This window comes from Symmachiella dynata (genome assembly GCF_007747995.1).
GTDB lineage: Bacteria > Planctomycetota > Planctomycetia > Planctomycetales > Planctomycetaceae > Symmachiella > Symmachiella dynata.
On sequence record NZ_CP036276.1, the window covers coordinates 3,661,259 to 3,681,416 of the forward strand.

Annotated in this window: 14 protein-coding genes; 9 read left to right on the plus strand and 5 right to left on the minus strand. The window is 56.2% G+C overall.

Features of this window, described 5'->3' with window-relative positions:
• Positions 1-161 precede the first annotated feature (161 nt).
• The 4 genes from Mal52_RS14075 to Mal52_RS14090 all read left to right on the plus strand — a co-directional run bounded on the left by Mal52_RS14075 (position 162) and on the right by Mal52_RS14090 (position 8,091).
• Complete coding sequence (locus tag Mal52_RS14075) at positions 162-1,991, plus strand: BatA domain-containing protein (protein ID WP_145376840.1); 1,830 nt, start codon at positions 162-164, stop codon at positions 1,989-1,991.
• A gap of 252 nt (positions 1,992-2,243) precedes the next feature.
• Complete coding sequence (locus Mal52_RS14080) at positions 2,244-4,310, plus strand: O-linked N-acetylglucosamine transferase, SPINDLY family protein (RefSeq protein ID WP_145376841.1); 2,067 nt, start codon at positions 2,244-2,246, stop codon at positions 4,308-4,310.
• Positions 4,307-6,193, plus strand: coding sequence for an O-linked N-acetylglucosamine transferase, SPINDLY family protein (locus Mal52_RS14085; protein WP_145376842.1), 1,887 nt, complete (start codon positions 4,307-4,309; stop codon positions 6,191-6,193). Before Mal52_RS14080 ends, Mal52_RS14085 begins: the two co-directional genes overlap by 4 nt.
• On the plus strand, positions 6,190-8,091 hold the full coding sequence (locus Mal52_RS14090) for an O-linked N-acetylglucosamine transferase family protein (protein WP_145376843.1): 1,902 nt from the start codon (positions 6,190-6,192) through the stop codon (positions 8,089-8,091). Before Mal52_RS14085 ends, Mal52_RS14090 begins: the two co-directional genes overlap by 4 nt.
• On the opposite strand, the gene Mal52_RS14095 is transcribed toward Mal52_RS14090, so the two are convergent.
• On the minus strand, positions 8,088-8,867 hold the full coding sequence (locus Mal52_RS14095; protein WP_145376844.1) for a hypothetical protein: 780 nt from the start codon (positions 8,865-8,867) through the stop codon (positions 8,088-8,090). The genes Mal52_RS14090 and Mal52_RS14095 overlap by 4 nt on opposite strands.
• Positions 8,868-9,608: 741 nt before the next feature.
• Between Mal52_RS14095 and Mal52_RS14100 the strand changes: the two genes are divergently transcribed.
• The 3 genes from Mal52_RS14100 to Mal52_RS14110 all read left to right on the plus strand — a co-directional run bounded on the left by Mal52_RS14100 (position 9,609) and on the right by Mal52_RS14110 (position 12,755).
• Positions 9,609-10,862, plus strand: a complete 1,254-nt coding sequence (locus Mal52_RS14100) for a beta-ketoacyl-[acyl-carrier-protein] synthase family protein (RefSeq protein ID WP_145376845.1) — start codon at positions 9,609-9,611, stop codon at positions 10,860-10,862.
• A gap of 87 nt (positions 10,863-10,949) precedes the next feature.
• The gene (locus tag Mal52_RS14105) at positions 10,950-11,213 is read left to right on the plus strand and encodes an acyl carrier protein (protein WP_145376846.1); all 264 of its coding nucleotides are present in this window, start codon (positions 10,950-10,952) and stop codon (positions 11,211-11,213) included.
• A gap of 159 nt (positions 11,214-11,372) precedes the next feature.
• The gene (locus Mal52_RS14110) at positions 11,373-12,755 is read left to right on the plus strand and encodes a phytoene desaturase family protein (RefSeq protein ID WP_145376847.1); all 1,383 of its coding nucleotides are present in this window, start codon (positions 11,373-11,375) and stop codon (positions 12,753-12,755) included.
• Between the two features lie 48 nt (positions 12,756-12,803).
• Here Mal52_RS14110 and Mal52_RS14115 read toward each other — a convergent pair whose 3' ends face one another.
• Together Mal52_RS14115 and guaD are read right to left on the minus strand one after the other, a co-directional pair.
• Complete coding sequence (locus tag Mal52_RS14115) at positions 12,804-13,478, minus strand: putative antibiotic biosynthesis monooxygenase (RefSeq protein WP_145376848.1); 675 nt, start codon at positions 13,476-13,478, stop codon at positions 12,804-12,806.
• Positions 13,479-13,491: 13 nt separating this feature from the next.
• Complete coding sequence (gene guaD, locus Mal52_RS14120) at positions 13,492-14,991, minus strand: guanine deaminase (protein ID WP_145376849.1); 1,500 nt, start codon at positions 14,989-14,991, stop codon at positions 13,492-13,494.
• A gap of 546 nt (positions 14,992-15,537) precedes the next feature.
• Here guaD and Mal52_RS14125 point away from each other — a divergent pair.
• Positions 15,538-16,518 carry a pseudouridine synthase gene (locus Mal52_RS14125; protein WP_145376850.1) on the plus strand — a complete coding sequence of 327 codons (981 nt, stop codon included), beginning with the start codon at positions 15,538-15,540 and terminating at the stop codon, positions 16,516-16,518.
• Positions 16,515-17,399 (plus strand): dihydroorotate dehydrogenase electron transfer subunit, encoded by an 885-nt coding sequence (locus Mal52_RS14130; RefSeq protein ID WP_197534911.1) that lies wholly within the window; start codon positions 16,515-16,517, stop codon positions 17,397-17,399. The genes Mal52_RS14125 and Mal52_RS14130 overlap by 4 nt, the downstream gene beginning before the upstream one ends.
• A gap of 319 nt (positions 17,400-17,718) precedes the next feature.
• Here Mal52_RS14130 and Mal52_RS14135 read toward each other — a convergent pair whose 3' ends face one another.
• Entirely contained in the window at positions 17,719-18,831 is a 1,113-nt protein-coding gene (locus tag Mal52_RS14135) for a C45 family autoproteolytic acyltransferase/hydrolase (protein WP_145376851.1), read from the minus strand.
• A gap of 149 nt (positions 18,832-18,980) precedes the next feature.
• Positions 18,981-20,138: a sialidase family protein gene (locus tag Mal52_RS14140; RefSeq protein WP_145376852.1), complete on the minus strand. Its 1,158-nt coding sequence runs from the start codon at positions 20,136-20,138 to the stop codon at positions 18,981-18,983.
• Positions 20,139-20,158: the final 20 nt, after the last annotated feature.

The following is a 20,158-nucleotide window of genomic DNA, read 5'->3' on the forward strand; positions in this document are numbered from 1 at the left end:
GGTGTGGCTCGCTTCGCTGCGGGGTGGTATGCTACAGATCGAATATAATTTTATAGCGACGGAGCAGCCGGAGAGAGACGCCGTTCGTTCCAATGCTTCTGTTGATCCCATTCAAGCTCATCATGTCATCCATTCAGTATTTTAAATAGCTCACCCGCCTCATGACGTTCGCCAATCCACTCGGCCTGCTCGGCCTCTTGTCCCTGCCTGTGATTCTCGGGATTCACCTCTATCACCGCCGGTTTCCGCCGTTGGAGATTGCGGGTTTGCATTTGTGGGCTGTGGAGAGTGAAGTGCGATTGGCTGGGCGGCGACGGGATCGGTTGCCGATCACGTTGACGTTGATTCTGGAATTGTTAGCAGCCCTGTTTTTGACGTTGATCATCAGCCAACCCCGCTTTGGTGAGGTGGACAGCGTCACGCATCTGGTGGCTGTGCTGGATGATTCTGCCTCCATGAGCGGTGGTCCGCCGGGGGAAGCGACGTTTCGCGAGCAAGCGATTGGGGAATTGCGGCAGCGGATGGACGAATATGGCAGTGATAGCGTAGTGACATTGATTCAATCCGGCGCGCGACCGGTGATGTTGGCCGGTCCCGCTGTGCCGTGGAGTGAAGCCGAGACGCGTCTGTCGCAATGGCAACCGCAGGCGACGCGGCACAACTTCGCCCCCGCCTGGGACCTTGCCCAACAAGTCGCCGATCAAACCGGCCAACTGTTATTTTTGACCGATCATGTTCCCACCACGGAGACCAATCCCGCTGCGATGGAAATCATCTCCGTCGGTCGCAAATTGGAGAACGTCGCCGTCACGACCGCCGTTTGGGAATTCGATGCGGCGACCGGGGTGGGTAATGTCCATCTGCGTTTGACCAATTTGGGCGAAGAGGCGGCCGATGCGCAAGTGACAGGGCGGTCGGGGAGCACGCCGATTTTTGAAAAGGCGATCACGATTCCAGCCGGCGGCAAATCGGCGCTCAATCTCACCGTCCCGGGTGGTGTGGGGAAGCTCAATATTGATGTAACGTCGCCGCGCGACGGGTTGGTGTTGGACAATCGTGTGCAACTAATCGAACCCCAGGTCCGCACTGTGGGGGTCGCGGTCGAATTGCCCGAAGGCCCCGCACGCGACCTATTTCGCCGCTCGCTACAGGCGTTGCCCAACGTGGCAGTCGTTTCGGCCGATGCGGCGGATTTGATCGTAACCACCTCCGATCGACTGCCCGCTGCCGAGAGCAATGCTTGGTGGTTGGGCATTGGTCCGCTCAATCCCAGCGAAGCAGCCCGCAAGGCGGCCAAGAATCTGATTGGGCCCTACGTGATTGAAAAGGAAAACCCTCTGCTCGACGGGGTCACGCTCGCCGGGGTCATTTGGGCCGGTGTGCAGCCGGTCACGCAAGAAGCGACGCCACTAATCAGCGTGGGCAAGACGCCGCTGCTGGCGCAACTCGTCGGCACCCGCGCCGCGGCCTATTTGCTCAATATCGACCTCGAGCAATCCAGCCTCAGCGAAAGCCCCGACTGGCCGATTTTAATCAGCAATCTCATCGAGCTGCGCCGCAGCGACCTGCCCGGCCTGAACCGGTGGAACTACCGACTCGGCGAGGGAGTCCGCTTTCGGCTATACAACGGATTGGTCGACCCGGCCGGCGAATCCGATCCGAAGCCATTGATGTTAGTGCACGACGGAGGACAACGGACCTTACCCCGCGGGAGTGTGATTGACATCCTCCCTCCCAATACTGCGGGCGTCTACGAAATTCGTGAAGGTGAGTCGACAGTCGGCCGATTTGCCGTGAACTTTGAAGATGCCGAGGAATCCAACTTAAAACTCCTCTTCCCCGGCGGCCGCCAACCCGCCCAGCCCAACCCCACGGCGCTGTACCAGATTGATCCTAAATACTCCTGGATCCTGGTCGCAGCAACGTTCTTAACGCTCGTGCTGTTGCTACTCAATTGGTGGGTCGTGAAATCGCCACGCACTGCCGCGTGATTGACGATGAATTTAGCCACAGATTGAACACGGATCAAACACAGATCAAAAAAAGATAAAGGATTGGCTCCTTCAAAATCTGTGTTTGATCTGTGTTCAATCTGTGGCTAAGAAGTTTTGAGACGACAGTTTCGAAACGTTTTCGTCGGTTCGCAAAGGCCGTGGGGAAATGGCATTTGACTTGTAAGACGCCGGGAACCGATACGAGTGAAAGCGCGTGGTTTACTCGTTTCGGTTGCAAGGCAGACCCCGATGGCCGGCACTGCGGAATTGATTGCTCAGGGATTGCAGCGGCATCAAGCCGGTGAGTGGGATGCCGCTGCGCGTTTGTATGCTCAAGCATTGGATGTCACGCCCCGCTTTCCAGAGGCTCTGCACCTGCTGGGCGTGTTAGCACATCAGCGCGGGGCGCATGACCAAGCTGTGGCGCATATCCAGCAGGCCATTGCTGAGAACCCGAGTGAAGCGGCGTATCATAGCAATCTGGGGAGCGCCCAACACGCACTGGGGCAATATGACGCTGCTGTCGATAGTTATGGCGCCGCTTTGCGACTGGATCCAGGACGACCCGAGACGCACCACAATCTCGGCAATACCTTCTCCGCCCGCCGGGAGTTTCGAGAGGCAGCGGCCAGCTTTCAATCGGCCATTGCTCTCGATTCGCAGTACGCCAAGGCATACATGCAACTTGGTCGCGTATCGCAACGTCTCGGGCAGCATGAGGAAGCCGTTACTGCACTGCGACGGGCCATTGAACTGGCCCCAGGATTGGTGGCGGCCTATGAGTTGCTCGCGGATTCGTTGCGTCGGTTGGGGCAACGGGACGAGGCGATTGAAGTTTATGAACAATTCTTGTTGCACGACCCAAACTGCGCGCCAGCCATCTACAACAAGGGTGTCATCGAGCTGGATGACTATCGCTTGATGGCCGCTGGGTTATCATTTGCTCGGGCCATTGAGCTGGCCCCGGATTTCCCGGAAGCCTACTGCAATCTGGGGATCACATATTTGGCGCAGGGACGTGTGCGGGAGGCGATCGAAAACTTTCGCGCAGCAGTGCGCATCCGTCCCGAATATGCGATGGCACGCAGCAACCTATTGATGGCGCTGCATTACGACCCGGCGACTGATGAAGAGACCCTGTACGAAGAACATTTGCAGTGGTCAGCAGTCCTGGAGCGAGTCGAGACGCCCGTGCTGGCAAACACGCGCGATCCACACCGCCGGTTACGCATCGGCTACGTCTCACCCGATTTTCGGGAGCATGCGGTTTCGCACTTTTTTGAACCGATCCTCCGCCAGCATTGCCGCGAGGCTGTGCATGTCACTTGTTACGCCGATGTGGCCAAGCCGGATGCGACGACGACGCAATTACAATCACTGGCCGACAATTGGCGCAACGTGCACGGGTTATCGGACAATGAGTTTGCCGCTCACGTTCGCCGGGATGAAATCGATCTGCTCATCGATCTTGCCGGACACACCGCCGGCAACCGCATGACCGCCTTCGCTCGTCGCTTGGCGCCGGTACAAGTCAGCTACATCGGCTACGGCAGCACCACGGGGCTGACGTGCATGGATTATCGTATTGTCGACCACGTGACAAACCCGGCGGACGAAACCTCCTGGCATACCGAAGAGTTAGCGCGACATCCTCTCGGATTTTCCTGTTACGCCCCACCGCATGATGCGCCGCCGGTGACAGTTCCGCCGTCGATCGAAACGGGACGTGTTACCTTTGGTTGTTTTAACAACATTGATAAAATCTCACCGCCGGTTGTGCAGCTGTGGGCGCAGCTGATCAATGCGGTGCCTGGTTCGCGGTTATTCTTAAAGACACGGGCCTTCAACGACCCAGGTGTTACCGCAGCTTGGCGCCAAAAATTCGCCGCCGCTGGATTAGCGCCGCAACGTTTGGAGTTATTAGGCCGCAGCCGGACCGTGGCGGAGCATCTTGCAGAGTATCGTCATGTCGACATCGCTCTGGACCCGTTTCCCTACACCGGTTCGACGACCACCTGTGAGGCGTTGTGGATGGGAGTGCCGGTCGTTTCGCTCCGTGGAAACAATTACGTGGGCCGCATGACGGCGAGCCTGCTGGAAACCCTCGGTGCAACGGAGTTGATCGCCGATACGCAGGACGCCTACAAAGCCATCGCAGTAGGTCTGGCGACAGATGCCCGGTCCCTCTTGTCATATCGAAAAGATTTACGAGGTGCGATGGCTGGTTCGGCGATTTGCAACGCAACGGCGTATACGCGCGGCTTGGAGGATCTTTACCGTGACATGTGGCAGCGGTGGTGTGGGGAGCAACGATGACAGCAGCCGATGCAGAACTCCAACGCGCAATCGAGGCGCACCAGTCGGGAGACTTGTCGACAGCAATTCACGGATATCGCTGCGTCATCGAGAATGATTCCTTGCAAGCCGAGGCTTGGCATCTCTTAGGCGTGGCCCTACATCAACAGGGGGAGCATACCGCTGCGGTGCAGCATATCCGTCGAGCCATTGAACTGTGCGGGACCAACGAGGCCTATTACTGCAACTACGGCACCGCTCTGTTGGCGGCGGGACAAACGGCGGACGCGTGTCGGCAGTTGGAACGCAGTTTAGAACTGGAACCGGCGCGGGCGGAGTTTCACTTCAATTATGCAAACTGCTTGAAGCAATCCGGCCAGTTGGACCGAGCCGTGGCCAGTTATCGACAGGCACTGCAACTTCGACCCGCGTATCCGCAGGCACAAAATAATCTTGGAAACGCCTTGATGGAGCAAGGATTGCTCGACGAGGCCGCCGGTTGTTTTCGCACTGCATTGGCCTCACAGCCGACATTCGCCGATGCGCACCACAACTTGGGAAATACGTTGTTACGCCAGGAGCAGCACGACGAAGCTCAATCGCATTTTGCCGTAGCCGCCAAGTTGGCGCCGCAGCGGCCGGAGTTTTTACAGAGCTATTTTCTCTCGCTCAGTTATGAAGTCGACGTCAACGCGCAGCAACGTTTTGATCTACATCGGTTGTGGGGTGCGCAGATTGACGGACTGCATCCCGCGGCAACCGCATTCGCAAATACCGTGATCGCCGAGCGGCGTTTGCAGATTGGATATGTCTCGGCCGATTTTCGGGAACATGCCGTTGCCGATTTTCTGGAACCGATTCTGGCAAACCATGATCCTGTGCGGTGTCAGGTCACTTGTTATACCAACGTCGCAACTCCTGACGAGCGTACCGAGCAGTTGCGCGGTTATGGGGGGCAATGGCGATCGATTGCCGAATTGACCGACGCCCAAGCGGCTGAATTGATTCGTGGTGATGGGATCGACATTCTGGTCGATTTGGGCGGGCATACAGCGGGGAACCGGTTGGGGATCTTTGCTCGCAAACCCGCTCCCGTACAAGTGACGGGGACTGGTTATGGATGGACAACCGGTTTGCCAAGCATGGATTATCGATTGACCGACGCGATCGCCGATCCGCCGGGCGAGTCGCGGCGACACACCGAAGAGTTAGTAAGAATCCCACAAGGCATGCTTTGCTTCCAGCCGCCTACGACAGATCCGGACGTCACTCCCCTACCCGGTTCAAATGACGGCACCATCACGTTTGGCGGATTTCACCGTCACGTCAAACTCAACGAGCGAACGATGAAGTTGTGGGCGCGAATTTTAGTGCGTGTGCCCGGTTCGCGACTGATGCTCAAAGACCGCGCGTTTCGCCATGCGCATGTTATGCAGCGGACTCAGAATCTGTGTGACGCTTGCGGAATTCCGCGCGAACAAGTCCTTTGGGAGACTGGTTCCGATTCGCGGCGCGATCATCTAGCAATGTACGGCAAGGTCGACATCGCACTTGATACCTGGCCGTACAACGGTTCCACGACGACGTGTGAGGCACTGTGGATGGGCGTTCCCGTGGTAACGCTCGCCGGCGATTCATATGTTGGCCGCATGTCGGCCAGTTTATTAATGCAGGTGGGGCTCCTGGAACTCATTGCACAGACCGAGGACGAGTATGTGGATTGCGCCGTCCGTTTGGCCAGCGATATAGCGACATTGCAGCGGCTGCGTGGAGATCTACGTGACGTTATGAGTTCCTCTCCACTCTGTGATGGTCCAGGATACACCCGTGCCTTGGAAGCCTCGTATCGCGAGATGTGGCGCCGCTGGTGTGATGCGCGTCATTCGGCCAGGAGGGCGTCATGACGGTCGGGGAATCATTGGTCAATTCGGCGCTGCGTTTTCACCGCGCGGGTGAATACCGAATGGCGGAACAGTTCTACACGCAAATCCTCAATGAGACCCCCGCCCCGGCAGTGCATACGAATCTGGGGATTGTGAAACGGGCTTTGGGGGATTTCGAGGGCGCGATTGCTTGCTATCGCCGGGCCATTGAACTCGATGCGACTTGTTTTGAAGCGCACAACAATTTGGGCAACCTGTTGTGGAAACAAGGGCGGTTGGCCGAGGCGCTGGGTTCCCTGAAACAGGCAGCGTCGCTCAATCCCACAGCAGTCATGTCCCGTTGCACGCTGGGATTGATTCAGACGGAATTGGGGGAACTGGACGCAGCGATCGATGAGTTCCAAACCGCGTTGCGGATCGCACCGGAATTCGCGGAGACGCACAATGGCTTAGGCCGAGCCTTGCAGCTCCGTGGTGAATTCGCCCAAGCCTGTGTGGCCTATCGGCGGGCGATTCAACTCAAACCCGACTTCGCCGCAGCACACGTCAGCCTGGGCAATGCGCTGACTGCCTTACACCGTTTTGACGAAGCGTGCGAGCACTACCGGACCGCCTTACGGATCAATCCAGCAGAACGGACTGCTCGAGACAATCTGTTGATGGCCATGCAGTACGATCCAGAGTTTGATGTCGATGAACTCTTCGGTGCGCATTGCGAATTGGCACAGACGATGCAATGCGCGGCACCATCGGTGGTGCAGCATGACAATGACCCCGCTCCGCATCGCCGACTACGCATTGGATACGTCTCTCCCGATTTCCGCAAACACTCCGTCGCGTTTTTTATGAAGCCGATTTTGGCGAGACATGATCCGTCGGAAGTCGAAATATTTTGTTATGCCCAAGTCGCTCAGCCGGACGAAACCACGCAACGGATGCGAGAATTGGCCGGGAACTGGCGCTCGACCGTTGGCATGTCCGATGCTGCGGTGGTGGAGTTGATTCGTCGCGACCAGATCGACATCTTGGTCGATCTGGCTGGCCATACGGCCGGTAACCGGCTCGGCGTTTTTTCCCAGAAGCCGGCGCCGATTCAGGTGAGTTATTTGGGTTATGGAAATACAACCGGTCTAAGCAGTGTGGATTATTGGTTGACCGGCGCGGTTGCGGATCCCCCGGGGGAATCGCGGCGGCATACCGAAACTCTGATCCGACTGCAGCGTGGCATTGCCAGTTATGCCCCTCCGACAGTTGCCCCGGACGTTGCTCCGCCGCCATCGGTTCGCAATGGTTTTTTGACCTTCGGTTCCTTCAACAAGCGGGTCAAAATCAATCCCGCTGTCATTCGATTGTGGTCGCGGGTGTTGGAATCGCTGCCGACGTCACGCTTGGTGCTCAAGGACCGCGCCTATGCGTCGCAAGAAATGCGTGAGATCACCCTGGCGGAGTTTTTACGCTGCGGTGTTGAAGCGGAGCGGATTGATTTGATTCCACGGGCGGAATCGTTGCGCGACCATCTGCAGTTGTATTCGCAGATTGATGTGGCTCTCGATCCGTTCCCCTACGGCGGCTCGACGACGACATGCGAGGCGCTGTGGATGGGGGTTCCGGTGCTGACGTTACGCGGAAATTGCTACGTCAGCCGAATGACGTCCAGTTTGCTCACGCAAATTGGTCTAACCGGGTGCATCGCCGAAACACCGGATGATTTTGTGCGGCGTGCGATTGCTTGGGACGGGCAAGCGGACTGTCTGGCAGAGTTGCGGCGCGAGTTGCGAACCGTCTGTGCCGATTCTCCACTCTGCGATGCGACCGGTTACACACAGGAACTCGAAGCCGTCTATCGCACGATGTGGCAAACCTGGTGTGCTCAAAGCTCGTCATTGCGAATTCACGAACGTGCTATCGGCGGCCGCTAGGCGGCCACTCCTGGTGCCGAGTCGTCGCGTTTCGATGAACCCGCTGCCGCTGGTCCGGTCGCTGTTTGGCTGTGGACTGCCTGTTCGATGCGGAGGATCTGCTCATTCAATGCTGTGAACTGGATGTCGACGGTGGAGGTCGTTTGTTCGATGCCTCCGGAGACAATCGTGACGATTCCCAAAAACAGCAGCATTTGGCCGGCGGTCAGCACCAGCCATCCCATCGGAGCATAATGGGGCTTGTCCCCAAAAAATCCCCACAGTACAAACGTCGAGCCAATGGTCAAACTCAATACGCCGATGTAGGCCAGAATCTGCCCCAACACCATTAACGACCCACCACCCCGCTTGGCTGCCGGCTTGGGGGGAAGTTCTGGTTGGCGTGCGGCGGGTTGTTTTGTCTCGACGTTTTTTTTGTTGGAGCTCACTGGAGACGGATTTTTATCTTGTGGCTGAGATGGTGTTGCTTTGGCAATTGTCGCTGGAGGCAGTTCCTTGGTGGGCGGTGTCTTTTCGGACTCCGGTTCCTCAGGGGCGACGGGCCGCTTGGTGGGTGTCGAAGCTGTCAATTCATCCGTGGTCAGCGGCAGCGTCCGCGCCATGGCGAACTGCCCATCGAGGTCCTCGCTGACCGCAGGATCAGTAATATTGCCCAAATAGTCGACGGGCGACGCCGAGGTCTTAGGGTTGGAATCCTTGTCCAATACGGGGCCGTAGGGATCCAGAATCTCATCGCTGGCCCAACGTGCCAATAATTCCTGCGGGTCCTTTGGCATAGATTTTACCTCGGCGGGCTGTGATCGTGTCGTCGTGATTTCGTTCCCACAAGCGGCGCAGATCACGCGTTTGTGATCCGCCGACGCTTGGCCGGAGACGTTGGCCTGGCAATGTCCGCACCACATCCTTGTGATTCCGATTCAACAAACGATTGCGAATTGTGGACCCAGTAGACAATCTGCCGGACGCTGGCAGGCGGGTTTTAGAATGGTGAGTTTCCAGGATATCCTTGATATGACATCCGCTCCTGGATTAACGGCGGATTATCTATAGACTGCCAATCAACGCAAGACCGGTTCGCGGCTTCAATGCTTCAGGACGATTCAGTAGTTAAGATTGGGGGCATCGGTAGACCGTCGTTGATGTCTCTCGCAACATTGTTCCGAGGAGTGGATTGAGCATCTCTATGGCCTGTTTCTTAGCTGAACTTCCCTCCAAACTCGACTCCGTCCCCTTGCGGGCGGTCTCTGAAACCGCTAATCTCCTATCCCAAATGGGCGTCGATCCGTTGAGAAGGTTGACGGTCGCCGCTCATGTTTTGCCTCGACCCAATATGCTTCGAAGCGTCGCTGCAACTTGATAATAGCTCGTCAGTTACATCAGGTCTTGCGTGGCGGTTTGCACGTGTCTCCCGTCATAGTGATGGTGGTTGTGACCACGCGCCCAGGGCCAGGGTATTGCGACTGCCATAATGTTTGTCTCAAAAGTGACGTGTCCGTAGCGACGAATGATTCCGCCCCATGTCCTCAGCAAATCACAGAAACGATCGGATCGTGATCACCGGGATCGGCCTGACCGCTCCGAATGGAAACGATCTCGAAGAATACCGGGCAAATTTGCTCAACGGGGTTTCTGGCGTCGTTCCGTATGAAACACGCTACGTCGGCGAAGTCCTAGCAGGCGTCTGCCAATTTGACGAAACGCGTTACCAGCGCCGCAAAGAAGTCCGTCGCGGTACACGAGCAGGGTCTGTTTCGATTTATTGTGCTCAGGAGGCGATCGCCAAAAGCGGTTTGGACTGGGAGACGGTGCCCAAGGATCGCGTGGGCGTGTATATCGGCATTACGGAGCACGGCAACGTCGAAACGGAAAACGAGATCCACGAGATTTCGCAGTTCGACTACGACACCAAATTTTGGTCCCACCACCACAATCCACGGACCGTAGCCAATAACCCCGCCGGCGAAGTCGCGCTGAGCATGGGGATTACTGGCCCGCACTACACAATTGGCGCCGCCTGTGCAGCGGGGAACGCCGGATTCATTCAGGGACTGCAGATGCTGCGGTTGGGGGAAGTCGATCTGGCCATTGCCGGCGGCTCCTCGGAAAGCATTCACACATTCGGAATTTTCGCCAGTTTTGCCAGCCAAGGCGCTTTGGCCAAGCATGAGGACCCCACGAAGGCTTCGCGACCGTTTGACATGGATCGAAACGGCATCGTGGTCTCCGAAGGAGGCTGCCTCTGCACGCTGGAACGCCTACCTGACGCCCTGGCTCGCGGCGCGACGATTTACGGCGAAATCGTGGGCTATGCGATGAATACCGATGCCACCGACTTTGTGCTACCCAACGCCACGCGACAAGCAGAGTGCATTCACTTGGCGCTTTCCCGCGCGGGGCTTGGTCCGGGCGATATCGACATTGTCAGCAGTCATGCCACGGCGACCGAACAAGGCGATATCGAGGAATGCAAAGCTCTCTCGGCGGTATTTGGTGATTTTCCCGATGTGGCAATCAACAATACCAAGAGTTTTATCGGGCATGCCATGGGGGCGGCTGGGGCTTTGGAGCTGGCGGGAAATCTGCCTGCCTTTCAGGACGGCATCGCCCACGCTACAATCAACGTCGACAATTTGGACCCGAAATGCGGGTTGCCGCAAATTGTCGCCAATACACCGCGTCAACTCGACAAAGTGGATGTGATTTTGAATAACTCCTTCGGCATGCTGGGCATCAATTCGGTGTTGATCGTGAAACGGTATCAAGCGGGTTAGAGAGAAGGTCCCTTGCGAAGACCTCGGTCCCGTGACCACAGGCGCGTGCCAAAACGACACGACATAATAGGAATTTGGAGCTGTTGAATGAATCCGGAAGAAATCAGGCAAGCGATCCTGGAAATCTTAACCCGTATCGTGCCTGACGAGGACCTGTCGGAATTGGACGATTCTGTTTCGTTTCGCGAACAAATCGAACTCGACAGCATGGACTTTCTCGACATCGTGATGGAATTGCGCAAACAATACCGCGTGCAAATTCCCGAGGACGACTACATTCATCTCGACACGATGGACGGTACGGTCAATTACCTCACCCCGTTGATGCGCGATATTCAAAGCCCCGCGTAACGAAATCGATTCACACAAATAGGGTGCCACGGGCGGAATGTCTGTCTGTCAGGTCCTTGGAAAAAGACTGCTGGTCCAGCCAGCAGTGGCACCCGTCGATGTGAATTTCGTTGAATCTCTCAAGCCATTTCTCTTTGTGAAATCGTTGCTGAAATTGCCGTGCATTACGATACCGTCATCATCGGAGCCGGCATGTCCGGGCTGGCGGCGGGAATCCGGCTGGCTTATTACGGGCAGAGCGTGTGCGTGCTCGAACGGCACACCACGATCGGCGGGCTGAATTCGTTTTATCGGTTGCGCAACCGCAACTACGACGTCGGCATGCATGCGGTGACAAATTTCGCGCCGCCGGGCAGCAAGGTTGGACCGTTAAGCCGCGTCTTGCGGCAACTTCGCTTTCGCTGGGATGACTTCGACCTCCGCCCGCAGGTCGAATCGCTCGTTGCTTTCGGGGAGACCCGGCTGCGATTTTCCAACGAACTGCAGTTGTTCGTCGATCAAGTCGCCGATGCCTTTCCCGCACAAATTGACGGCTTTCAAAAACTGCTCCAGCGGATCGATGCACACGACGATTTGCCGCTCGACCAACAGCACCTCTCCGCCCGGCAGGTGATGGGCGAATCGATCACCGATCCGCAATTGATCGACATGATCCTGTGCCCCATCATGTTTTACGGCAGTGCCAGTCCGCGGGACATGGACTTCCATCAATTCGTGATCATGTTCAAAAGCATTTTCCACGAAGGTTTTTGCCGCCCGCTACAAGGCATCCGACCAATTCTGAAAGCGCTGGTGCGAAAGTACAAATCGCAGGGAGGCGAATTGAAACTGCGCGCGGGCGTAGCGTCAATTCAACTGGATGGCGAGCGCGCGGTGGGGGTCGTCTTGGATGACGGCACGGAAATCACGGCCGACAAGGTTCTCTCCTCAGCCGGTTATGTGGAGACGATGAACCTCTGCGCCGGCCAGCAACAGATCCTCACTCCCGAGGATCCGGGAAATGTGACGTTCGTCGAAGGTCAAATGATCATCGAAGAACAACCGGCCGATTTGGGGCATACGGAAACGATCATCTTTTATTGCGATTCCGAGCGGTTCCATTATGAGAGCCCCGATACGCCCTGCGATTTGCGGAGCGGGATTATCTGCTGCCCGAACAACTTCCAATACGACGAACCGCTTCCCGAAGGGATTATCCGCCTGACGGGGCTGGCGAATGGGGACTACTGGATGTCGCTGCCCGAAGACGAGTACCGGCAGCAAAAAGAACAGTGGTTTGACCGCATGGTCGCCGCCGCCGCGAAGTACATCCCGGATTACCGCGGCAAGGCGTTGGATACCGATGTCTTCACGCCCAAAACCATCAAGCACTTCACCGGTCACGTGAACGGTTGCGTCTATGGTGCTCCGCAAAAACGCCTCGACGGCACGACGCATCTTGAGAATCTGTATCTGTGCGGCACAGATCAAGGGTACCTGGGAATCGTGGGCTCGATGTTCTCGGGAATCACGATCGCGAATCTGCACTTGCTTAATCGTTGATGATGAGCGGTCAACGTATAGGCCTATCAGGATGGCTGCTGCCTGCAATCAGCCCGTAATCAGGCGAAACAGCATTGTGAAGCAACCAAGTAGCGCGGTGATGCCCAGAACGCCACCGATGTTAAGCAATGGTGCTTGAGCAAACGGGGTTCTCAGCCAGCGTTGCATGAAATTCGTCAGCTGGGGCATGAGGACCCATTGCAACAGGCTGACGCTCAAAATGTTGCCGAGCAATATCGTAACCGCCAACCCCAAGCCGGAAAACCACGGATTGATAAAGGCCGAAGTGAGCATCACGGTCGGGTACAATGCCAACAGCACAACCATGACCATCTTCCACCCTGGCAGTTGGCCGCTGGCAGCATCATCGTCATCAAGTCGTGCGAACCATGCGCCGAAACCGGTTGGCATTTTTTTAACCGAGAATTCACCGATCTCTTCACTAATCTTCGCTGCCTGGACACTTCTTTCTGAGGATTCATACCAGCGATCCAAGCTGTCCTGATCGGCAAAGGTCATCATGGCGACCCACTGATCGGAGTTGGTATCGGCAGGCGGATAAACCTGTGTCTTCACGTAACCAGGCGCCTGTTTGGCGACAAGCGTGATCTCCTCTTGCAGTTCCACAAACCGGTCTGTCAACTGCGGCGGAACCTGATGCACGATCACCATCGAGGCTTCGGCAGGCCGCACGTCGATGTCGGAAGTACAGACAGTACTCATGGCTGGGTTCTTTCTACAGTTTCGCACTCGCGGGCGAGTGTTGTGGATTCACGAAAGTCTCTTGGGGCGCCGCCAGCGGGAGCGGGTATGCTGCTTCTCGCGCTGTGTCTGTTGATTCCTTGCGATAGGCGCATTGGCCGGCGATCCAGGTTTCGGCCACGGAACGATCGTCGCTCAGTGCCATGATACCAAATAGAAGTTCGGCAGCCTCATCAATCGTGGCGGGACTACCAGTTTTTGTGGTGAGCGACTGACGCCAGCTGATGGCTTGCTGACCCGCCGTCCAGTCCAAGGCGACGAAATCGGCCTCTTTGCCTGGTTGGAAATTCCCGAGTAGATCATCAAGGTAAAGCGCCCGAGCTCCCCCTAATGTGGCCAGATAAAAGGCCCGATAAGGATTCAGCTTGTTGCGTTCGGCTTCGGCAAGGTCCTGCTGGAGCGGATTGACAGAACCATCGAGCATCGTGTTATTGCAGAGTCCGACTTTGTAAGCTTCGTCGAGCACCCGAATCAGACTGAATGCATTGCCTGCTCCCATATCGCTGCCGAGCGCCAACCGCACCGGGTGTTCCGGATCCAAGGCCCGGCCCAGTCGAAACAGACCGCTCCCCAAGAATAGATTCGACATGGGACAGAAGGCCAAGGCGGCTCCTGCTTGGGAGAACCGACGGAATTCGTCATTCGACAACCAGATACCATGACCGGCCGTAAACTTGGCTCCCAGCAATCCATGTTTCTCGTGCACCGCTGTGTAATCCGAGCATTCAGGGAACTCCGTTCGAGCGGCACGGACTTCGGTGGGATTCTCACTGATGTGCGTGTTGATCCAACAGTCCTCGTGCTCGCGCTTCAATTGAGCGGCGTAGGTCAACATCTCTTCGGTGCAGCCTACGGCAAATCGCGGGGTGATGGCGTATAGATTTCGACCGCAGCGGTGGTACTGCTCGATCAAACGTTTGCTCTCGCGATAAAAGTCATCGGCGGAGATCAACGTGTCCGGGGGAGCAAACTTATCAATGCCCGTCAGCCCGGCGATCACACGCATCTGTCGTCGCGCAGCTTCTTCAAAAAATGCCTCTGTCGAGACGGGGCTACTGGTGGTGAAAGCTTGGCAGGTGGTCGTTCCGCCGGCCAGCAATGCGTTAAAAAAGTGCTCTGCCGCCTCTTCAGCGTAATCGCGATCAGCGTATTTTTCCTCTTCGGGAAAAATCGAAGTTTGTAGCCAATCGAGCAACTGCGCTCCGTGGGCTCCCAAGACGCGCGTCTGGGGGAAGTGAATATGCCCGTCGATGAACCCGGGGAGGATCATCCGGTCACGGATATGAGTTAGCGGCACGCCGGAATATTTCTCGGCCAAATCAGCATAGGGGCCAAAATCGCGGATAATACCGTCTTCAATCACCAGCAGACCGTCCCGTTCAAATCGAGCGGCAGCACGATCATTCCCCAAATGCTTCCAGGGATCGTCGATGAAGTCGAAGAAACAGCCGCGGATTGCTGTATAAGAATTCATGGGGAACTGCTCCTGGGGATCGGCGGGTCTCTGAAAACAATGGTGATAATTGCAGGTCGACCGGCAGTGACCGGAGTCCGGGCTGATTTGAGTTCGATCGACTTTCGACTACGAAAGTGTCAAACCTTTGCTTATCACTCCGCCCGCGTCCAATCCAAGCGCTCCAAACGTGTTAGAGAGTTACATTCACGTATCGTCTGTGCGGTTTTCTCGGGATTGAAATTGTCAAATGGAACGGTATTTCCAGTTGTGACAGCAAACGAGGTTCTGGAACTAATTCTTAGCCACGGATGAACACAGATTAAACACGGATCAGAAATAAAAGAAACTCGCTCTCATTATCGGGGGGGGGAACAAGCCATTTATCCGTGTTTAATCTGTGTTCCATCTGTGGCTTATTGAACCTTCCGGTTTTTGCCGGAGAACATCACGAGATTGCGTGTTAGTCGCGATAACTCAGACAGCCTTGTAAATGCTTCGCTGGGCGTGTAAACCTGTGCACGGGCCTCTCGATTTTGGGGGGCGGACATGTATTAAGGCGGTGAAATGGCCTCTCCTCGGCGTAAAACTCGGACACAACGGACGACTCCCACGTTGAAAACGCCGCAAGGCGACGACTCATTGGTACGGCTGCAGAAGGTGTTGGCCTCGGCCGGATTTGGGTCGCGGCGGCATTGTGAGGAGTTTATCCAAAGCGGCCGCGTGACCGTGGACGGGAAAACCGTGGTCGAATTGGGCCTGCGGGTTGACCCGGCCAAGCAAAAGATCCAACTCGACGGCGAAACCGTGAACGTCGAGAAAAAGGTGTACTATGTGCTGAACAAACCGACGGGGTTTTTGTGCACACATAGCGATCCTGCGGGACGGCGGCGGGTGATCGATTTGTTCCCCAAAGCTAAGCAACGTCTGTTTACGGTTGGCCGTTTGGACGAAAACAGCGAAGGGCTGATTTTGGTGACCAATGACGGCGAATTCGCAAATCGCTTGGCGCATCCGCGGTATCGTGTCTCTCGCGTCTATGAAGTCCAGGTCGCTGGAATCCCGACGCCCGATATTTTGCGACAAATGCGGGAAGGCCTGCGATTCTCCGAGGGATATTTTCGCGTGGACCGGGCACGCCGCGTGCGGGTCAAAGGCAAGACGGCGGTGCTGCAATTGACGCTCAACCAAGGGCGCAATCGGGAAATTCGCCGATTGTTGGCGCGGCTGGGTCACAAGGTGATGAAATTGCGGCGGATCCAGTTTGGCCCGATCAAGCTGGGCAAAGTCAATTTGGGCGAACACCGGACGTTGACGCCGCACGAGGTCAAACAACTCGAAGCTTTGCTGGAAACAAAACGTGAGATCCGCAGCGGTCGGCCACCGCGCAAAAATGCCGCCCCAGCCAAGGGCAAACGGACTGCTCCAGCAAAAAGCAAAAGCGCAGCTCCGGCAAAAGGGAAACGCTCCTCCCCCGTGAAAGGGAAAGCCGCTGCGGCTGCGAAAAAACGTCCTCAACAAAAGGCTACGAAAAGTCGACGCCGATGATCGAACAAGCGCCTGACAATCTGCTACCCGGAATGATTCCGACCGCCGCCCAAGAAACGGCAACGGTCGTCGAGCAACGGGAATTGGCCCGTGACACGTATCTGGTACGCATTGCCGCTCCCGAATTAGCGGCACAGATTCTGCCGGGACAGTTTTTGATGATCCGCGCACTGCAAACCAGCGACCCATTATTGGGACGACCGTTTGCGGTGTATGACACGTATCTCGACGCGGCCGGTCGTCCGGCGGGTATCGATGTGGTGTACGCGGTGATCGGCAAGATGACAGGGCTGATGAGCCGTTGGACCGCAGGTGAACAGCTGCAGGTCTGGGGACCGCTAGGTAACGGATTTCCGTTGCCCGCAGAGGGCCGATTGATGATGGTTGCCGGCGGAATCGGCCAGACACCGTTTTTGGCTGTCGGGCAAGAAGCACTAGGCCAAAAAACCTACGGCCAACCGTTACGGCAACCAGAACAATTGCCGTCGGCGGTCACGCTGTGTTACGGCGCGCGTTCAGCTGAATACTTAGCTGGGCTTGAGGATTTCCAGCGGGCCGGCATCGAGGTGCGGGTGGCGACCGATGATGGCTCGCAGGGACATCACGGTTTTGTCACGGACTTGTTGAAGCAAGCCTTGGACGGAGACGATCCGCCGACGGTGGTCTATTGTTGCGGCCCGGAACCGATGATGCATGCGGTCAGTGAAATCATCGCCGCTGCCGGTGTGCGTGGGTTCGTTTCGCTCGAATCGCCCATGGCGTGCGGTTTCGGAGCCTGCTTTAGTTGCGTGACCCGCGTGCGAATGGATGACGGCGAGTGGGACTACCGCCGCACCTGCGTCGAAGGCCCCGTCTTCCCGGCCGACCGCATCGTGTTTTAGGAAGCGATTGGTCCAGAGGTGTTGGCCGGATGTTCGTTGTTCGAGAAAGAAAAAAGTGCGTTGCGACGCGCACTTAGAAAGAAAGGCCTCGCGCAGAGACGCCAAGTCGCAAAGAGTTTTCTTCTGAGCGGAATGTATTACACATCGTTTTATGGCGATGCGGCTTGGCTAGAATCTGATGTTTCTGGTTTTAGTAAGCGCGGGTTTTCAAGATTATTTCTTTTTTACTTTGCGGCTCCGCGTCTTTGCGCGAGTTTTTTTTGAATGGCTCATCCCTCGTGCAGCGTAGAAAGGTGCGTCGCAAAGCACGCTACGAAGATCAGTCGAGATAATCTTTGAGTTTGACGTGGACGAATGGTCGCTTGTAGGCGTCTTCGTCTTTTTCGGCGTAGGCAACCCAGAATTCCAAGGCGGTGGCGTCGTAGACGACGTCGAGGACGTTGGCCCCTTTGATGGGAATTTTGCAGGCCAGGTCAATCATCTCTTGCGAGCCGATGTTTCCATACGCCTTTTTCAATGGCTGGAATGCGCCGCGACCTTCGTCTTGGTAGACGATGTCTTTAAAAACGTTTGGTGCCAATTCGTCGGTGGCATCGTTGTCTTCCCAGATGACCAGATTCGGCGCGTGGGCCAACATTTTCACCGCGCGACCGTTTTTGCCGTCGCCCACAACGTAGTGATATTTCTTGGTGCGTTTGGCGTTCTTGAAAATATCGACCGCCTCATCCAGTCCGTTCGCATCGTACAGGACATTGCGAAACAGTGTTGTGAAATGGACACCATTGAAGTCAAAGGGATAGTCGCTGGAGGGTGAGTCGCCCATTTCCGAGAGTACGATTCCCGCAGCATTCATGCCGGTGTTGGAACCAATGCAGCCGGCGAACGTGATGTTGACGTGCGGAATCCCCTCGTCGGGAATGTAGACAACGATCAACGGAAATTCTTGAGCACGCAGCCCCATTTCCCAGTCCAGGTTGCGTGTCTGGTACAGGTGCCCATCCTTGGTTGCTTTACCCCAAGCGGAAATGCTGCTGCAGGAGTAGTCGGCGATCATCGGAATCGCGTGCGCCCGTTGCAGTAGTTTCAACGAGAGTCCGCTGCCTGCGGCCAGCCCTTTGAGTTCTTCTTGGAACCGCGGGTCGGTATGTTTGGCGCTGGCGGCCCAGGCTTCGTCCAGTGCGCGGTCAGTAAAACGATCCGAGTCAGCAGCCTGAATACTCTTGAGGATGTGAGAGATGAATTCCGTGGCTTGCGGCTTGATCAATTCGCCTTGCTGGCGCCCCATTTCATACGGCGTGCCTTTGACAACCAGCACCGGGATTTTGTCCTTGCCGCTGCCGACGGAGGTCAGTTTCCCATCGGCGTGGGCCGCTGCCGTTAAGGCGAGACTAATAATCGTGACAAGTGCGACCGCAAATAAACGAGAATTCATAAGCCTCAGGCCCCTTGTTAAAACGTGGGTAGAAATACCCTGGAATTGAACCTCTGCCGATTATAACACGCCACAGCAAGATCGTGGCGATTTGGTGACAAAAAATGGGGCAGGCTCCCCTGCTCTGCAGGAGAGCCCACATGATTTCTTTACGGCTTCGCTTTTTTCATGCCGCCGGAAGCTTTGCTCACCACTTGCCGTAATTTTACGTCTTTAGAAACAGGTTTGCCTGCGGCAACGTCTTCTTCGCGGAAGGTGGCCATCAGGATATTTCGGTCGCCAGTGCGGCTGAAGTCGTAAATGATGCGGATCAGGCCATCGGGAGTTTGTTGGCCATCCGGGTAGGAAACACCCGCACGCTCGTCGAGGAGAAAGCCGTTGCTCCAACTCTTACCGTCGTCGGTGGAGAGAAAAGCCATTAAATGGGAGCGACCAGTCGGTTTGTCGATCGGTCCATGTTTGACCAACAACAAGTTCCCGGAATTCAGCCGCGAGATGAAAAATCGTGCACTGGGATGAGCGAGGGTTGAGGGGGTTAATTCGGGCCAAGTCTTACCGCCATCGGTTGAGACGCTTTCGCCAATCCCGTATCGCGTCCGGACCAACAGCCAAAGCGATCCATCCTTCCGCTCAACAAACATATGTTCGTCAAATGCACGAACTTTGGGAGGAACGTTACACGCACCGCGAATGGACCAGGTTTTCCCATGGTCATCGGAGACCACCATCTTGGCGCTGTTGTCGGTTTTTCGCCATGTTGAGGCGGGCAGGACCCAGTCGCCCGATGCCAACACGGTGGGTTTGCACATCATAACGCCATCGGTCACGCGGACAGGTTTTTTCCAGGTGGGTTGGGCGGATTCCGGTTCATCGGTCTCCAGAAACCACACGCCGGCGACCGTGCCGTCGTGACCGATCGATTGTGCCCAAGCAAGCCGCAGTTTGCCATCGGGAGCCATCCACAGTTCGGGATCAAACGTGCGTACGGGACCCTCTTCATCGGGATCAACGACCAAGACTTCCTTCCAGGTCGCACCTTGATCACTACTCGTGCTCAGCACAACGTAGTTGTTCGCATCTTCACCCGGCGTCTTACTCGCATACCACGTCGCCCACAAGCGACCACCGGGAGTGACAGCCATGCTGGGAATGCCTTGAAACGCCCGGTTGGTAGCCGCATGCAGCGGTTTTGGGGGACCGACATATTCAGCCGGCGCTTTGAAGTCCGGGTCTTTAGCGAGAACCGAAGTCGCTAATAACGGGATGGCTGCAAAAAGAAAGAACTGCTTGATCCAATCGATACGCATATTTTTGTAGTCCTGTCACG